This window comes from Glutamicibacter nicotianae (assembly GCF_006539525.1).
In the GTDB taxonomy this organism is placed as follows: domain Bacteria; phylum Actinomycetota; class Actinomycetes; order Actinomycetales; family Micrococcaceae; genus Glutamicibacter; species Glutamicibacter nicotianae.
On sequence record NZ_BJNE01000001.1, the window covers coordinates 602,147 to 616,655 of the forward strand.

Annotated in this window: 13 protein-coding genes; 8 read left to right on the forward strand and 5 right to left on the reverse strand. The window is 62.3% G+C overall.

Annotated features, from left to right (window positions below; translation table 11 throughout):
• Nucleotides 1-64 precede the first annotated feature (64 nt).
• The gene (gene hpaE / locus ANI01nite_RS02700; RefSeq protein WP_038991335.1) at nt 65-1,561 is read left to right on the forward strand and encodes a 5-carboxymethyl-2-hydroxymuconate semialdehyde dehydrogenase; all 1,497 of its coding nucleotides are present in this window, start codon (nt 65-67) and stop codon (nt 1,559-1,561) included.
• 62 nt (nt 1,562-1,623) lie between these two features.
• Entirely contained in the window at nt 1,624-2,721 is a 1,098-nt protein-coding gene (hpaD, locus tag ANI01nite_RS02705; RefSeq protein WP_038991538.1) for a 3,4-dihydroxyphenylacetate 2,3-dioxygenase, read from the forward strand.
• A gap of 133 nt (nt 2,722-2,854) precedes the next feature.
• Here the strand turns inward: hpaD and ANI01nite_RS02710 are convergent, their stop codons facing one another.
• The 3 genes from ANI01nite_RS02710 to ANI01nite_RS02720 all read right to left on the reverse strand — a co-directional run bounded on the left by ANI01nite_RS02710 (nt 2,855) and on the right by ANI01nite_RS02720 (nt 5,628).
• Nucleotides 2,855-3,850: a permease prefix domain 1-containing protein gene (locus tag ANI01nite_RS02710; protein WP_141355787.1), complete on the reverse strand. Its 996-nt coding sequence runs from the start codon at nt 3,848-3,850 to the stop codon at nt 2,855-2,857.
• Nucleotide 3,851: 1 nt separating this feature from the next.
• Nucleotides 3,852-4,181: a PadR family transcriptional regulator gene (locus ANI01nite_RS02715; RefSeq protein WP_073707605.1), complete on the reverse strand. Its 330-nt coding sequence runs from the start codon at nt 4,179-4,181 to the stop codon at nt 3,852-3,854.
• Between the two features lie 736 nt (nt 4,182-4,917).
• Nucleotides 4,918-5,628, reverse strand: coding sequence for a FadR/GntR family transcriptional regulator (locus ANI01nite_RS02720; protein ID WP_255314359.1), 711 nt, complete (start codon nt 5,626-5,628; stop codon nt 4,918-4,920).
• A 152-nt stretch (nt 5,629-5,780) separates the two neighbouring features.
• Here ANI01nite_RS02720 and ANI01nite_RS02725 point away from each other — a divergent pair, with 152 nt between their 5' ends.
• From ANI01nite_RS02725 to ANI01nite_RS02745, 5 genes are all read left to right on the forward strand, one after another.
• Complete coding sequence (locus ANI01nite_RS02725) at nt 5,781-7,142, forward strand: SLC13 family permease (protein WP_141355789.1); 1,362 nt, start codon at nt 5,781-5,783, stop codon at nt 7,140-7,142.
• 46 nt (nt 7,143-7,188) lie between these two features.
• The gene (locus ANI01nite_RS02730; RefSeq protein WP_170214523.1) at nt 7,189-8,418 is read left to right on the forward strand and encodes a CaiB/BaiF CoA transferase family protein; all 1,230 of its coding nucleotides are present in this window, start codon (nt 7,189-7,191) and stop codon (nt 8,416-8,418) included.
• Nucleotides 8,415-9,923 (forward strand): carboxyl transferase domain-containing protein, encoded by a 1,509-nt coding sequence (locus tag ANI01nite_RS02735; protein WP_141355793.1) that lies wholly within the window; start codon nt 8,415-8,417, stop codon nt 9,921-9,923. The genes ANI01nite_RS02730 and ANI01nite_RS02735 overlap by 4 nt, the downstream gene beginning before the upstream one ends.
• Before the next feature lie 180 nt (nt 9,924-10,103).
• Entirely contained in the window at nt 10,104-10,580 is a 477-nt protein-coding gene (locus ANI01nite_RS02740; protein WP_255314360.1) for a phosphohydrolase, read from the forward strand.
• A 169-nt stretch (nt 10,581-10,749) separates the two neighbouring features.
• Nucleotides 10,750-11,412, forward strand: coding sequence for a phosphoribosyltransferase (locus ANI01nite_RS02745; RefSeq protein WP_141355795.1), 663 nt, complete (start codon nt 10,750-10,752; stop codon nt 11,410-11,412).
• A 97-nt stretch (nt 11,413-11,509) separates the two neighbouring features.
• Here ANI01nite_RS02745 and ANI01nite_RS02750 read toward each other — a convergent pair whose 3' ends face one another.
• Both ANI01nite_RS02750 and ANI01nite_RS02755 read right to left on the reverse strand, forming a co-directional pair.
• Nucleotides 11,510-12,502 (reverse strand): NAD(P)-dependent oxidoreductase, encoded by a 993-nt coding sequence (locus ANI01nite_RS02750; RefSeq protein WP_141355797.1) that lies wholly within the window; start codon nt 12,500-12,502, stop codon nt 11,510-11,512.
• A gap of 11 nt (nt 12,503-12,513) precedes the next feature.
• A complete protein-coding gene (locus ANI01nite_RS02755) occupies nt 12,514-13,608 on the reverse strand; it encodes an isocitrate/isopropylmalate dehydrogenase family protein (protein WP_141355799.1) in 1,095 nt (364 codons plus the stop codon).
• Nucleotides 13,609-13,809: 201 nt separating this feature from the next.
• Here ANI01nite_RS02755 and ANI01nite_RS02760 point away from each other — a divergent pair, with 201 nt between their 5' ends.
• Entirely contained in the window at nt 13,810-14,454 is a 645-nt protein-coding gene (locus ANI01nite_RS02760) for an IclR family transcriptional regulator (RefSeq protein WP_038991328.1), read from the forward strand.
• Nucleotides 14,455-14,509: the final 55 nt, after the last annotated feature.

A 14,509-nucleotide genomic window follows, 5' to 3' on the forward strand; every position in this document is an offset into this window, starting at 1 on the left:
TACCCATAGTTTTGCCCAAAGCCATCCGGTGAAAACACCGGGACAACGCACGAAAGGAACTGCCATGAGCAAGCACTTCGTACCGGAAAATCTCCCAACCCACCTGCAGCACTACATCAACGGCGAATTCGTTGACTCCATCGGCGGAGCAACCTTCGACGTGCAGGAACCGGTCACCAACACCAACTACGCCACCGTCGCCTCGGCACAGCCAGAGGACGTGGACCTGGCCGTCGCCGCCGCAAGCAAGGCATTCAAGGAAGGCCCATGGTCCAAGATGCTGCCGCGCGAGCGTTCCCGCGTGCTGCACAAGATCGCCGACATCGTCGAGTCCCGCGATGAGGAGCTCTCGCTGCTGGAGTCCTACGACTCAGGCCTGCCGATCACCCAGGCCAAGGGCCAGGCACGCCGCGCCGCCGAGAACTTCCGCTTCTTCGCCGACCTGATCGTCGCCCAGGTGGACAACACCTTCCGCGTCCCGGGCCGCCAGATGAACTACGTGAACCGCAAGCCGATCGGCGTCGCCGCGCTGATCACCCCATGGAACGTCCCGTTCATGCAGGAATCCTGGAAGCTGGCCCCGGCCATCGCCACCGGCAACTCCGTGGTCCTGAAGCCTGCCAGCTACACCCCGCTGTCCGCCACCCTGTGGCCAGAGATCTTCCGCGAAGCCGGCCTGCCAGAGGGCGTCTTCAACCTGATCTTCGGCTCCGGCGGCGTGGCCGGCGACTACCTGGTCAAGCACCCGGACGTCCCGCTGGTCTCCTTCACCGGCGACTCCTCCACCGGTGCCACCATCTCCACCGCGGCCGCACCGTTCTTCAAGGGCCTCTCGCTGGAGCTGGGCGGCAAGTCCCCGGCCGTCGTCTTCGCCGACGCCGACCTGGAAGCCGCATTGGACGCCACCGTCTTCGGCGTGTTCTCGCTGAACGGCGAGCGTTGCACCGCCGGTTCCCGCGTCCTGGTCCAGCGCGACATCTACGATGATTTCGTTGCCAAGTTTGCCGAGCGCGCCAAGAACATCCGCGTCGGCCTGCCGAGCGACCCGAAGACCGAGGTCGGCTCGCTGGTCCACCCGAACCACTTCGACAAGGTCATGAGCTACATCGAGATCGGCAAGAACGAAGGCCGGCTGCTGGCCGGCGGCGGCCGCGCCGAAGGCTTCGAGAATGAGGGCAACTACGTCGCCCCGACCGTGTTCGCCGATGTCGCACCGGATGCGCAGATCTTCCAGGACGAGATCTTCGGCCCGGTCGTTGCCATCACCCCGTTCGACACCGACGAGGAAGCCCTGGAGCTGGCCAACAACACCAAGTACGGCCTGGCCGCCTACGTGTGGACCTCGAACCTGAAGCGCGCGCACAACTTCGCGCACCAGATCGACTCGGGCATGGTGTGGCTGAACTCGAACAACGTCCGCGACCTGCGCACCCCATTCGGCGGCGTGAAGGCGTCGGGCCTGGGCCGCGAGGGCGGCTACCGCTCGGTGGACTTCTACACCACCCAGCAGTCCATCCAGATCACCCTGAACGAAGCGCACTCCCCGAAGTTCGGCGTCTAGGAAGCACCAGCTTCCCACCACTAAATTTTTTGCTTGCAAAGGAGCACATCATGAGCAAAGAGATCGCAAACCCGATCCCAACCCCTTCGGTGCCAGCGCCGGATATCCTGCGCTGCGCCTACGCCGAACTGGTCGTCACCGACCTTGAGCGCTCGCGCAACTTCTACGTCGACGTGCTGGGCCTGCACGTGTCCTACGAGGACGAGAACCAGATCTACCTGCGTTCCTTCGAGGAATTCATCCACCACAACCTGGTGCTGACCAAGGGCCCAGTGGCAGCGCTGAAGGCGATGGCCTTCCGCGTGCGTTCCACCGAAGACGTGGACAAGGCCGAGGCCTACTACAAGGAACTGGGCTGCCGCACCGAGCGCCGCAAGGAAGGCTTCGTCAAGGGCATCGGCGATGCAGTGCGCGTCGAGGATCCACTGGGCTTCCCCTACGAGTTCTTCTTCGAGACCACCCACGTCGAGCGCCTGCACATGCGCTACGACCTGTACTCGGCCGGCGAACTGGTCCGCCTGGACCACTTCAACCAGGTGACCCCGGACGTGCCGCGCGGCCGCAAGTACCTGGAGGACCTGGGCTTCCGCGTCACCGAGGACATCCAGGACGACGAAGGCACCACCTACGCAGCCTGGATGCACCGCAAGGGCACCGTGCATGACACCGCCCTGACCGGCGGCAACGGCCCGCGCCTGCACCACGTAGCCTTCTCCACCCATGAGAAGCACAACATCATCCAGATCTGCGACAAGATGGGCGCACTGCGCATCTCGGACCGCATCGAGCGCGGCCCAGGCCGCCACGGCGTGTCCAACGCGTTCTACCTGTACATCCTGGATCCGGATGACCACCGCATCGAGATCTACACCCAGGACTACTACACCGGTGATCCGGACAACCCGACCATCACCTGGAACGTGCACGACAACCAGCGTCGCGACTGGTGGGGCAACCCGGTTGTGCCTTCGTGGTACACCGAAGCCTCCAAAGTCCTGGACCTGGATGGCAACGTGCAGGAAATCGTCGAGCGCACCGACGACTCCGAACTGGAAGTCACGATCGGCGCGGACGGCTTCTCCTACACCCGTGCCGGTGACGAGGACGGCTCGTACCACGGCCAGGCATCCAAGGGCTTCAAGCTGGGCAACCAGCTCTAAGCCAGGCAAGCTCCCCTAGACCTGGAGCTTGGCAGCTTCCCTGAGCTGCAGCACAAGAATCCCGGGACATCAGCGAATTCCTTCTCCGATGCCCCGGGATTCTGCTTTTTCAGGCTTCGTTCTTCCAAGGAATTCAGACCCGGGCAACGCGCCGTTCGCGCACCGCCTTGCGCCAGCCATCGGCGATGTCCCAACCGACCCCGATGGCGATCCCGAACCCGAGCAGCACCGCCAGGATCCGGAAGACTCCCCCGTTGCCTGCGGCATCCGCGTTCCCGGCAGCGAATTCCTCGCCTCCGGCCTGGGCGATGAACGAGAGGAACTCGGGGTTCACCAGCTCGCCGCCCAGCAGCAGGACCAGCACCCAGGCCGCGAAGAGCAGGGCAAGCACGGTGTTCAGCGCTGCCAGCGCGGTAGTCCAGCGGCGCTGGGCATAAAGCGCGAAAGCGAAGACTGCTTCTAGCACCATCAGGCCGAACAGCGCGCCGATCCACCACGGCCACAGTCCCGGATTGAGGATCGCGATCGGCTCGCCGCCGGTCGGGAAGAATCCGCGCACCGCATCCCACACCACCGCCACGGCGGCGATGGCCAGGAACACCAGCGAGGCGATCAGCTCGCTGCGCCCGGCGCCATCCTCCTGGACCTCAGGCAGCTGGTCGACATCCCACTTCATGCCGGTGTCCGCGCCGGTGCGCTCGAGCACGACGAAGACCAGCGTGGTCCAGAAGACCAGATGCACGGCCACCTGCAGCCCGATGGCCAGCGCCTGGACGAGGCTCTCGCCGACCTCAGCTCCGGAGAGCAGCTGGCCCAGCAGCACCGCGCCGACCACGCAGACCGGTACGATCCACAACAGCAGCTTCAGCAGCCGCCACCAGGTCAGGTAGTACTTCGGACCGATCAGGTGCAGCGGCCGGTCCGCGTAGCCCGCGGCAAGCAGGCCGGGATCGCCCAGCTCGGACAGGACTTCGCGTTCAGCCTCGTCCGCGGCCTCACCCTGGTCCGTGCGCGCCTCGATCGCGTCGGCAATCAAGGCTTCGAGCTCGGCGCGGACGTCGTCCTGCAGTTCGGGTTTCAGGCTCCGGATGGTGGCCGAGATGTAGCGTTCGGTCAAGGTGGCAGTCATGTCAGTGCTCCTCTTTGGTGAGCGAGGCGATCGCCGTGGTCAGGGATCGCCATTCGGTGGTCAACGCGTCAGCGAGACGGATGCCGTCGAGCGAGGTCCGGTAGAACTTGCGTGGCCGCGCCTCCTCGGTGTTCCACTCGCTGGTGAGGTACCCCTGCTTCTCCAAACGACGCAGCAGCGGATACAGGGTGTTGGCGTCAGTGGAGAAACCATGATCGCCAAGCTGCTCCAGCAGGCTGTAGCCATACCCGGCGCCGCGCAGCAGCTGCAGGCAGGCCAGTACTACGGTGCCGCGTCGCAGCTCTTGCAGCTGGGTGTCGAACTCTTCCATGTCGACTACATTACTGTGTGCTACACACTACAGTCAATGACACATTAGTGGGAATTGTGGGTTTCGATACTTACTGACGTTGCTTGGCGGACGGTCATGGTGCAGACGATGCCAGAGAAAACATGTCGAGCGCATAGCGACAGGAGCAATAGATGCTAGCCCGGCAGGGATGCCGGTCTCCGTAAATGCCGAACGCAGCACGGTACGGATGGTGCACTCATGGCAGTCATTTGCCACAAACTGGACCTCGTTCTGCCAGCACGTGGCGCAAACCGCGATCAGCTCAATCAAGTCATTTATCCACACTCAGCGCCCTGTGCAACGTTCGGAAGCTGGCGGATTTTCCCGCGAATCAACTTGTTCCAGTCGACATCGCAGATCGGCGCGGATTCAGCATGGCACGCAGCAGTCATTCACCCCGCTACGGAAATCATGCAGGCCAGAACACGTCAAGTCGATCCATACGGAGAGTCGACTTCGGGCCGGACTTTGCGGTTCAGATCATTCACCCTGCGGACTTGACCACAACCGGCCAGGACAAGCCACAGCCCAGTTACCCATGCGGACAATGGCAACAGCCAGCGGTCGGCAGCGTGAACGACGAGGATAGCGATTGAAGAGGTGCAATCCGTTCAGGTTGCCAGTTGGAACCGCGACCAGCCCGAACAATAATTTGATCGGCTTGGGTAGGAATACCCAAACAACCCCATCGCTACCGCCCCGGAATGCCTTGCAACTACCGGCCCTCTTTCAGCAAAGCAACATCCGAGACCATATCTATGTGCTCACCCATCGCCTTGGCTGCACCTTGGGCATCTTGACGACGAATGGCATCAGCGATCTTGCGGTGCGACTCGAGGGAACGCTCCGGACGCCCCGGCTGCCCCAGGGATTCCAAACGGGTTTCAAGCACCATTTCCGCAATGAACGCCATCAGCTTTTCCAACACCGAGGAGTTGGCCGCTGCGGTGATCGCCTCGTGGAAGAGCTCATCGCCGCGGGCGCCCCGTCCTCCGTCGCTGATTTCGGAATCCATTACTTCCAGCGCCTGGTCGATTTTGCGCAGGTCCGCGTCGGTGCGGCGCTCAGCGGCGAGTGCGGCGAGCTTGACCTCCAAAGTGCTTCGCGCCTCGACAATTTCGGGCAGCCGGTTCTTATGCTCACGCAGCTCACGCAGGACCGTGGCAACACTCGGGCGATGCACGAGCACCGCGCCGGTGCCATGCTGCACGTCGATAACCCCGAGTACTTCCAGCGCTACCAAGGCCTGGGCCAGGGTCGCGCGGGAGACGCCGAGTTGTTCCGCCAGCTCACGCTCTGCCGGCAGATGATCCCCTGGCCCCAGCTGCTCTTCTTCAACGAAGGCCAGGATCTGCTGCATCAACTGCTCATAGAGCCGTGGACGCTGCACCTTTGCAAACGTCCGGGCTTTCTTAGCTTCAGCCACAACCACTCCCCACCTGAAAATCTGTCTTCCTCAAACTTACACCGAAAATTTCCTTGACAAGACACTAAGAGTCTAGGAGGCTAGGCCAGTAAGCCAGTGACGCCAATCACAGCAAAACCACTCAGTGCAAAGCCTCCCGAAAAGGAATCCACATGTCTGTCGCACTCGTCTCCATCATCGTTCTGGCGGTGATGTTCATAATTGCCACGATGTTCCCCATCAATATGGGCGCTTTGGCCTTTGTCGGGGCCTTTCTTCTCGGCACGATATTCCTCGGCATGGATGCCAAGGACATCCTCGCAAGCTTCCCCGGAGGGCTGTTCTTGACTCTGGTGGGTGTCACCTACCTTTTTGCCATAGCCCAAAACAATGGAACCATCGACATTCTGGTTGACAAGGCGGTGAAGCTCGTCGACAACCGGATCTCGATGATCCCCTGGGTAATGTTTGCGATCACCGCAGCTATCACCGCCATCGGCGCGCTTGGCCCGGCAGCGGTCGCCATCATCGCACCAATCGGCCTGCGATTCGCGCAGAAGTACAACATCAATCCGCTCATGATGGGCATGTTGATCGTGCACGGCGCACAAGCCGGCGGCTTCTCCCCGATTGCCGTCTACGGTGTCATCGTCAACGGCTTGATCCAGGAAGCAGGGTTCGATTTCAGTCCCACTGCACTGTTCCTCACCAGTTTCGCCTTCAACCTGATCATTGCCGTCGTACTATTCCTGGTCCTGGGCGGACGCAACCTGGCCGGGCAACGGGCCAGTGCCATCGCTGAACGCGTTGCCGAAGCCCGCTTGTCGGTTTCCGTGGGCTCGCAGGCAGCCGATGTCGATTTCAAGGGCAGCGGTTCGGGAACCTACGGTCCGCGCGATCCGGCGGGCGACGGCGCCGCTCCCCATCCCCCGGGCCAGCGCTTCGGCCAGGCAATGACCATCCTCGGTCTAATTGCGTTGGCCGTTATCGCTCTGGGCTTCAAGGTCGACGTCGGATTCGTATCCATCACCATCGCGGTCTTCCTGGCCTTGGTCAACCCCTCTGCCCAGAAAGGTGCAGTCAACAAGATCAGCTGGTCTACCGTCCTGCTCATCTGCGGCATGCTCACCTTCGTCGGAGTTCTAGAGGAAGCCGGCACCATCGAATACGCGTCCAACGCCGTAGCAACCCTGGGGGCTCCGCTGCTTGCGGGCTTGCTCATCTGCTACATCGGCGCAGTCGTTTCTGCGTTCGCCTCTTCCACCGCAATCTTGGCTGCACTCATCCCGCTGGCGATCCCGTTCCTGAGCACCGGTTCGATCAGCGCAACGGGGTTGATCTGCGCCTTGGCCATTGCCTCGACAATCGTGGATGTCTCTCCGTTCTCCACCAACGGCGCGCTGGTTCTTGCCAATGCACCGGAAGGTACCGACAAGGACCGCTTCTACAAGCAGGTCCTTGGCTACGGCGGCATCATCGTCCTGGCCGGCCCTGTTCTGGCCTGGGCGTTGCTGGTCCTGCCCGGCTGGCTATAAGCGCCGGAACAGTCCGCTAATCTTCACAACCTTAGGAGAGAAACTCTTGAGCTCGATTACAGTCCAATCCGAAGAAACACTGGCCACCGGCACCGGACCGCTGAACGGCTACGTTGTCCTCGACTTGACCCGCGCCCTGGCCGGCCCGCATGCCGGAATGATGATGGGAGATTTGGGCGCAAAGGTCATCAAGATCGAAGCCATGGGCACCGGAGACGATACCCGTGGTTGGGGACCTCCCTTCGTCGGACCGGAAGACCAGCGCCAGGCGACCTATTTCCTCTCCTGCAATCGCAATAAGCAGTCGGTTGCCTTGAACCTGAAAGATGAAGAACATAAGGCGAAACTGGTCGAATTGGTCAGGCATTCGGATGTGCTGATGGAGAATTTCCGCACCGGGGTCCTGGACCGTCTTGGCTTCAGCGTCGATGTACTTCATGAATTGAATCCAAGGTTGGTGATCCTGTCTATTACCGGTTTCGGGCACGACGGCCCCGAATCCCATCGCAGCGGTTACGACCAGATCCTGCAGGGCGAGGCCGGGCTTATGTCCATCACCGGTTCCGGTCCAGAAGATCCGCAGAAGGTGGGGGTACCCATCGCGGACCTGCTCTCGGGGATGTATGGAGCCTACGGGGCGCTGGCGGCATTGCTGGAACGCGAATCGACGGGGCGCGGCCAAGTAGTCCGCACCTCGCTGTTGGCCTCGATCATTGGAGTCCACGCCTTCCAGGGGACCAGGCAGACTGTGGCCGGGGAAAATCCCAAGGCCATCGGCAATCACCATCCCTCGATTGCCCCCTACGGCCTGTATTCCTGCTCAGACGGGAAGGTGCAAATCAGCATCGGCAGCGAAAAGCTCTGGCAGGCGTTTGCCGCCAAGTTCGGATTGCCCACTGGGGATCCCCGCTTCGCCAGCAATTCCCGGCGCGTGGAAAACCGGGCTGCGCTCAATGAGCTGATTGAACGCTCATTCTCGGCTTTCGCCGCCAAGGAGCTGCTGCGCGAGCTGGATGCAGCTGGCATTCCAGCGGGAAAGGTGCGCTCCATCGAGGAGGTATATGAATGGGAACAGGTCGAATCCCAAGGGCTCATCGTGGAAGTTGAGCATGAAGTGCTGGGCAGGATTAGTCTTCCTGGTCCTCCACTGCGCTTCTTCGATGCGGCCACCAGCAAGGAGACCACCCGCACGGCGCATACTGCGCCGCCACTACTCGATGCCGATGCCGCGGACGTGGACCGCTGGCTGGAAAACCGGAAGATGGGCCGACCATGAGCACCAAAACCCAGCGAATCGACGCCGCCACACTGCTTTCCATCGTCTTGGATGAAGATTCCTTCCAGTCTTGGGACAGTCAGCCGCAACAGCCCGTACTCAACGAATCCTATGCGGCTGACCTCAATACGGCCCGCAATAGAAGCGGCACCGATGAATCAGTGATCACTGGCACAGGCCTGATCCAGGGTCGCGAGGTTGCTTTAATTGTCTCAGAGTTCAACTTCCTGGCCGGTTCCATCGGGCAGGCCGCAGTCAAGCGAATCGTCGCCGCCATCCAACGCGCTACGGCCGCCAGATTGCCGTTGCTGGCTGGCCCTGCCTCTGGAGGAACCCGCATGCAGGAGGGCACGCTGGCCTTCTTGGGCATGGTTGCCATCACCGATGCGGTCCGCCGGCACAAGGAAGCCGGGCTGCCGTACCTGGTCTACCTGCGCCATCCCACCACCGGCGGAGTCATGGCCTCGTGGGGCTCTCTGGGGCATATTACTGTCGCAGAGCCAGGAGCATTGCTGGGCTTCTTGGGACCGCGAGTCTATCAGGCGCTTTACGGCGAGGACTTCCCGGAAGGAATCCAGTCCTCGGAAAATTTGTTTCGCAAAGGCTTGATCGATGCCGTGGTCACGCCACAGGAACTACCTGCGCTGGCAAGCCGTGCGCTCCAGATCCTGCAGCCCGCGCAGCACCCCGATGCTTTCCCAGCGCCCACGGGCAGAACCGCGTTCAGGAACACCGAAGATGTCTGGCATGCCGTGCAGTCCAGCAGGAATCCTCGTCGTCCTGACACCCGGATGCTGCTGGCAACTGCAGACGACGCATTGCCCTTGAACGGGACAGGCCAAGGAGAGAAGGATCCAGGACTGATGCTGGCATTGGCGCGATTCGGCGACCAACGCTGCGTGGTACTCGGCCAGCAGCGTCCGCGACACCCGGACACTGCCAGTTTGGGGCCGGCCTCGCTCAGGGAAGCCCGCCGTGGAATGCAACTGGCTCAGGAACTGGGCCTGCCGTTGGTCACCATTATCGATACAACCGGGGCTGAGCTCTCGGTGCAGGCGGAAGAAGGTGGCTTGGCCGGAGAGATTGCCCGCTCGCTCAGCGAATTAATAGGCTTGCGCTCCCCCTCGGTCTCGGTGCTGCTCGGCCAAGGCACCGGCGGCGCCGCGCTCGCACTGCTGCCAGCTGACCGGACCATCGCCGCACAAAACTCATGGCTTTCGCCATTGCCTCCCGAAGGCGCCAGTGCAATTCTTCACCGAACCACCAGCCACGCGCCAGAGATGGCTCGCCAGCAGCGGATCGGCGTCGACTCATTGTGCGAGTTTGGCCTGGTGGATCACGTGGTGGAGGAATTCGTAGACGCCGCAGCTAGGCCGCGCGAGTTCTGCCACGAGCTCGGGGCAGCCATCGCGGCGGCAATCTCTCTGGCAATAACAATCCCCGCGGCAGATCGGCTAGAACGCCGGCAGAAGAAGTTCCACGATTTGGGGGAAGCGGCCCGCTAGTTGATTGAGTCACTGTTCCTGGCCGGCCCGGCAAATACTGCCTGGCCGGCCGTTTCCTGAGCTGCCAGAATTATCTATGAGTCCGTTCGAAGCACGCAGGCACTTTGGACTTCAAATATCGCTCGCCCGGCCAACTCGTCTGCCCCCACGCGTAAGCTGTAAATCAGCAACAGCCGATCAGTGAGGCGGAACCTGGACGAGCAAAAATCGCTAGTTGAATTGGCCAAGGCGACTGCTGTCCGCGCCCACGAAGGCCAGGTCGATAAGCTTGGCGCTGCGTATATCGGGCATCCGGCACGAGTGGCCGGCCATGCCCGCGCTCTTGGCGGTTCGCCGGAGGCCATCTCGACCGCGTGGCTGCATGACGTGATCGAGGATTGCGAGGTGAGCGCGGAGGATCTGCGCAACTCAGGCATTCCTGAAACAGTCATCGAGGCGGTCCAGTTGCTGAGCAAGCGCCCAGGGCAGAGCCTGGAAGAATACTGTGCCGATGTGCGTGGAAACGCACTGGCCTTGCTGGTCAAGCAAGCGGATCTGGCCGACAACACCGACCCTGAACGCACCAGCCAACTGGACCCGGTTACCCGGCAGCGGCTGGCCGAGAAATACCGGCGCACCAGGACACTTCTCGGCCTCCTGCAGCAGCCGGGGCCCTAAGGATCGCGAGGAACCCCAAATACTGCAGCTCCAGTGTCGGCCCGCAATGCCCTTTGCGTCGACTTTGCAGACTGCCGACTCAAGCACCTGATCACCGCACGGGACATTAAATGCTGGATGTTTCCACCGATGCCCTTGCAATCGAGCGACATTGGGCAAGACTGGAACCATGGCTCCAGGTAGAAGCACAGTGTTCGAAAACCGCAGCCATGCCGGCGCCGCGCTGGGCATGAAGCTGTCCACTCTGCTGCCCGCCGGGGACTACACGGTGCTGGGCCTGCTGCGCGGCGGGGTGCCCATTGCCTACGAAGTCGCAACGGCGCTCGGCGCCGACCTGGGCGCCGTGGCAGTGCGCAAGCTCGGGGTGCCCAGCAATCCAGAGCTGGCATTCGGCGCCATCGCCCGGTATGGGTCCAGCAGCTCCCGCCATATCAACGAGGCCATTTATCGCCGGGCGCTGCAGTATTTCGGAAAGGACGAACTCGAATCCCTGGAACGCGGAACCGGCGCCGACCTGCTGGCCCTCACCGACAGGTTCAAGGACTACTGCCCGGACCTCTCCGGGCGCGACTTGCTGCTCTGCGATGACGGAATGGCCACGGGCGCGACGATGAAGGCCGCGCTGGATCTCGTACAGGAGTTCTCCCCTGCGTCCGTCATGCTGGCAGTACCGGTGGCTTCTCCCGAAACAGTTGCTGAATTGGCGCCCCACGTCAATGGCATCTGCGAACTTCTCACCCCGGGCAATTTCGCTGCCGTCGGAGCGTTCTACGAGGATTTCGGCCAAGTCAGCCAGGACCAGGTGCTGGAACTGCTTCGCTCGAAGCAGTAGAACTCCAGACCCTCGCTGCGGGCAACTGCCTCTGCAGCACAGGTAAAGCCAGGCCCATCTTCCAATTATGGAGAGACAGGCCCGGCCGTTCCTCGGGCTACCCCATGGCATCGGTGAGCGAGGCACGCTTGGCCGTAGTGACAACGCCACGCGGGATTCCGCCTTGCAGGACGGTATCGATGTTCTCCCACACGGCGGCAAGACGGCGCTGCACGTTCTCCCAGCCCACCCCTGCCATGTGCGGGGTGCAGATCACGTTGTCCAGACCGAGCAGCTCGCTGTCCAGATCCAGCGGCTCGCGAGCGTACACATCGAGTCCCGCTCCGGCAATCCGCCCCTCGCGCAACATCTGCGCCAGGGCTTGCTCGTTGATCACCTCGCCGCGGCCCACGTTGACCAGAACTGCCGATTGCTTCATCAGTTCCAGTTTCGCGCGGCCTATTAAGCCATCGGTGTCCGCGTTCAGCGGAAGGCTCACGCAGACGACATCTGCGGTGGCCATCAACTCCTGCAGAGATGTTTCGCGGGCGGAGATCAGCTCGGACACGGTCAGCGGAATCTGGGCGTTGTCATAGTAGATGACGTTAGCCCCGAAGCCATGGTGCACGATTTTCCCGACCCAGCGGCCGATGTTGCCCAGGCCGATGATGCCCACAGTCTTGCCATACAGTTCGGCATAGGACGATTCATCCAGATCCTGCCTCCATTTGCCCTCGCGCAACTGCTGCATCGAAGCCGGAATCCGGCGCAGCAGGGAGAGGATCAAGGTCAGCGCATGCTCGGCCACCGAGATCGAATGGGTTTTCATCTGCGCGACCGGGATCCCCAAGTCGTTGAGCACGTGCAGTGGCAGCTGACCATAACCCGAGCTCATGTACTGGATGAACTTCGCCCGGGTGGCGGCACGGAAGACCTCCTCGGGGACGTCGATCCCGGAGATGATGAAGTCGGCGTCCGCCGCCTGGGCGACGAGTTCGCCGGTGCTGGTCCCAGCCGGCATGACGACCAAGTCGAAGCCTTCGGGGGTAGAAGTCTTCAAGCCGTCGATATAGTCCCTCAGCGGGTTGATGAACAATACTTTCCAGGTCATGGTTTTTCCTTTCAAGCTCCGGCCGGGAGGGTCGCGGCGGAACGCAGCGCGCTGAGCACGGCATCGGTGACTTCGTCGGTGCTGGCGCTGCCGCCCAAGTCGGCCGAACGCGGCCCGGTGGCCAGCACCTTTTCGACAGCGGCGTTGATGCTGCTCGCCGCGTCGACGAGCACCGCGTCCTCGCGTTTTTCTCCCAGCCATTCGAGCATCATGGCGGCAGAGAGAATCATGGCCGTTGGGTTGGCCTTGCCGGTGCCTGCGATGTCCGGGGCGCTGCCGTGGGATGGCTGGAAGACCCCGTGGGTGCGGCTCACGTCGGCCGAGGGCGCCACGCCCAGTCCGCCCACCAACCCGGCGGCGATCTCGGAGGTGATGTCCCCGAAGATGTTCTCGCTGACGATCACGTCGAAGCGTCCTGGATCGGTCACCATGTACATGGAGCCGGCATCGATGTAGTACTTGCTGCTCTCGACATCGGTGTTCTTCGCTGCGACTTCGTCGAAGACCTTTTCCATCAGCACATTGCTGCGAAGGGCATTGGACTTGTGCAGCAGGGTCACCCGGCCCGGGGTGCCGCGTTTGCGGCGGGCACGGGCTTGGTCGAAAGCCTCGGCGAAGAGCGTCTCGCAGGTGGCCCGGGTGATCGTCATGCGGTCAGTGGCTTCCTCATCGCTGGGTTCATGCTTGTCATGCAGGCCGGCGAACATACCCTCGGAGGTCTCGCGGATCACCAGCATGTCGATTTTCTCGGCACGCACCGCGTTCGGGACGCCTTCGAAGAGCTTGACGGGGCGCAAGCTGGCGAACAGCTTGTAGTGCGCGCGCATCTGCACCTGGGCACCGAGCTCCAGTCCTTCCTCGTCGCGCACGTCGGGCAGCCCCATAGCCCCGAAGAGCACCGCATCGCTCTTGCCAATCTCGTCCATATCCGCCGCGGTGATCTTGCGCCCGGTACGCCGATACAACTCGGCCGAGAAATCGTAGGTGGCGTAGTCCAGGGTGAAGCCGAACTGCTTCTGGGCTTCGCCGAGAACCTGCAGCGCCGAGTCGACGACTTCCGGCCCGATCCCGTCGCCGGGGATGACAGTGATCTCGTAATTGGCCATGACAACCTCCCTATTTTCCCACTTCATGGGATTTGATTGCTATTTAGTGGGAACACAATATCAGCATGTGCCGCGGATCACCAGATCCCCGGGCTGCTTTTATTCTTGAACAGCGGAATACAGTTCCCATACAGTAGGAATCACTGAATACTTCCCGGGACCTGGCCACGCCAGATCCCGTTTCCTTGAAAGGCCCGGACCATGGCAGAACCCACCACCAACCGGCAGCTTGAACGCATCTGCCTGCTCCTCGACGCGCTGGAATTCGGCGATGCAACGGCCAGCGAACTGGCCCGCCGCACCGGGCTGTCCACTTCCACTGCCCATCGGCTGGCGCTGAGCCTGGTCGAGTACGACTTCCTCAAGCGCGAGCAGTCGGGCAACTACAGCCTGGGACGGCGCTTCGTGCGCAGCCGGCTCGAGCTGGTCGGGCTGGGCCACCTCACCGAACTGCGCGATGCGACCGGCGAGACGGCGCAGCTGTGGATTCGCCGCGGCGATCATCGTGTCTGCATCAGCTCGGTGGATTCCCGGCACGAGCTGAAGGCGACCCTGCCCGCAGGGGCGAGCCTCGCGCTGCCCCACGGTTCCAGCGGCCGGTTGCTGGCCTTCGACCCGGAGGCGATGGCCTCGGTGGAAAGCCGCGGCTGGGTGGAATCCGTGGGCCTGCGCACCCCCGGGCTGGGATCGGTGAGCGCACCGGTGCTGCAGAAGGATCACATCGTTGCCTCGATCTGCCTGGCCATGCCGCTCTCGCGCTGCGAGGTCTCCCCCGGCACCGATCATGGCCAGCTGGTCGTGGACACCGCAGCCAAGATCTCTGCTGCCTTCAACGACCAGCGGTAGATCCAGGCAATGCCCGAGGGGCGGGAGGCCCGGAGCCACGGCTCCGGGCCTCCCG

Bases quoted from the DNA above. Each gene is read 5' to 3' on its own strand.
- hpaE (WP_038991335.1), top strand. From the start codon at position 65: ATGAGCAAGCACTTCGTACCGGAAAATCTCCCAACCCACCTGCAGCAC.
- ANI01nite_RS02710 (WP_141355787.1), bottom strand. From the start codon at position 3,850: ATGACTGCCACCTTGACCGAACGCTACATCTCGGCCACCATCCGGAGC.
- ANI01nite_RS02715 (WP_073707605.1), bottom strand. From the start codon at position 4,181: ATGGAAGAGTTCGACACCCAGCTGCAAGAGCTGCGACGCGGCACCGTA.
- ANI01nite_RS02725 (WP_141355789.1), top strand. From the start codon at position 5,781: ATGTCTGTCGCACTCGTCTCCATCATCGTTCTGGCGGTGATGTTCATA.
- ANI01nite_RS02735 (WP_141355793.1), top strand. From the start codon at position 8,415: ATGAGCACCAAAACCCAGCGAATCGACGCCGCCACACTGCTTTCCATC.
- ANI01nite_RS02745 (WP_141355795.1), top strand. From the start codon at position 10,750: ATGGCTCCAGGTAGAAGCACAGTGTTCGAAAACCGCAGCCATGCCGGC.
- ANI01nite_RS02750 (WP_141355797.1), bottom strand. From the start codon at position 12,502: ATGACCTGGAAAGTATTGTTCATCAACCCGCTGAGGGACTATATCGAC.
- ANI01nite_RS02755 (WP_141355799.1), bottom strand. From the start codon at position 13,608: ATGGCCAATTACGAGATCACTGTCATCCCCGGCGACGGGATCGGGCCG.
- ANI01nite_RS02760 (WP_038991328.1), top strand. From the start codon at position 13,810: ATGGCAGAACCCACCACCAACCGGCAGCTTGAACGCATCTGCCTGCTC.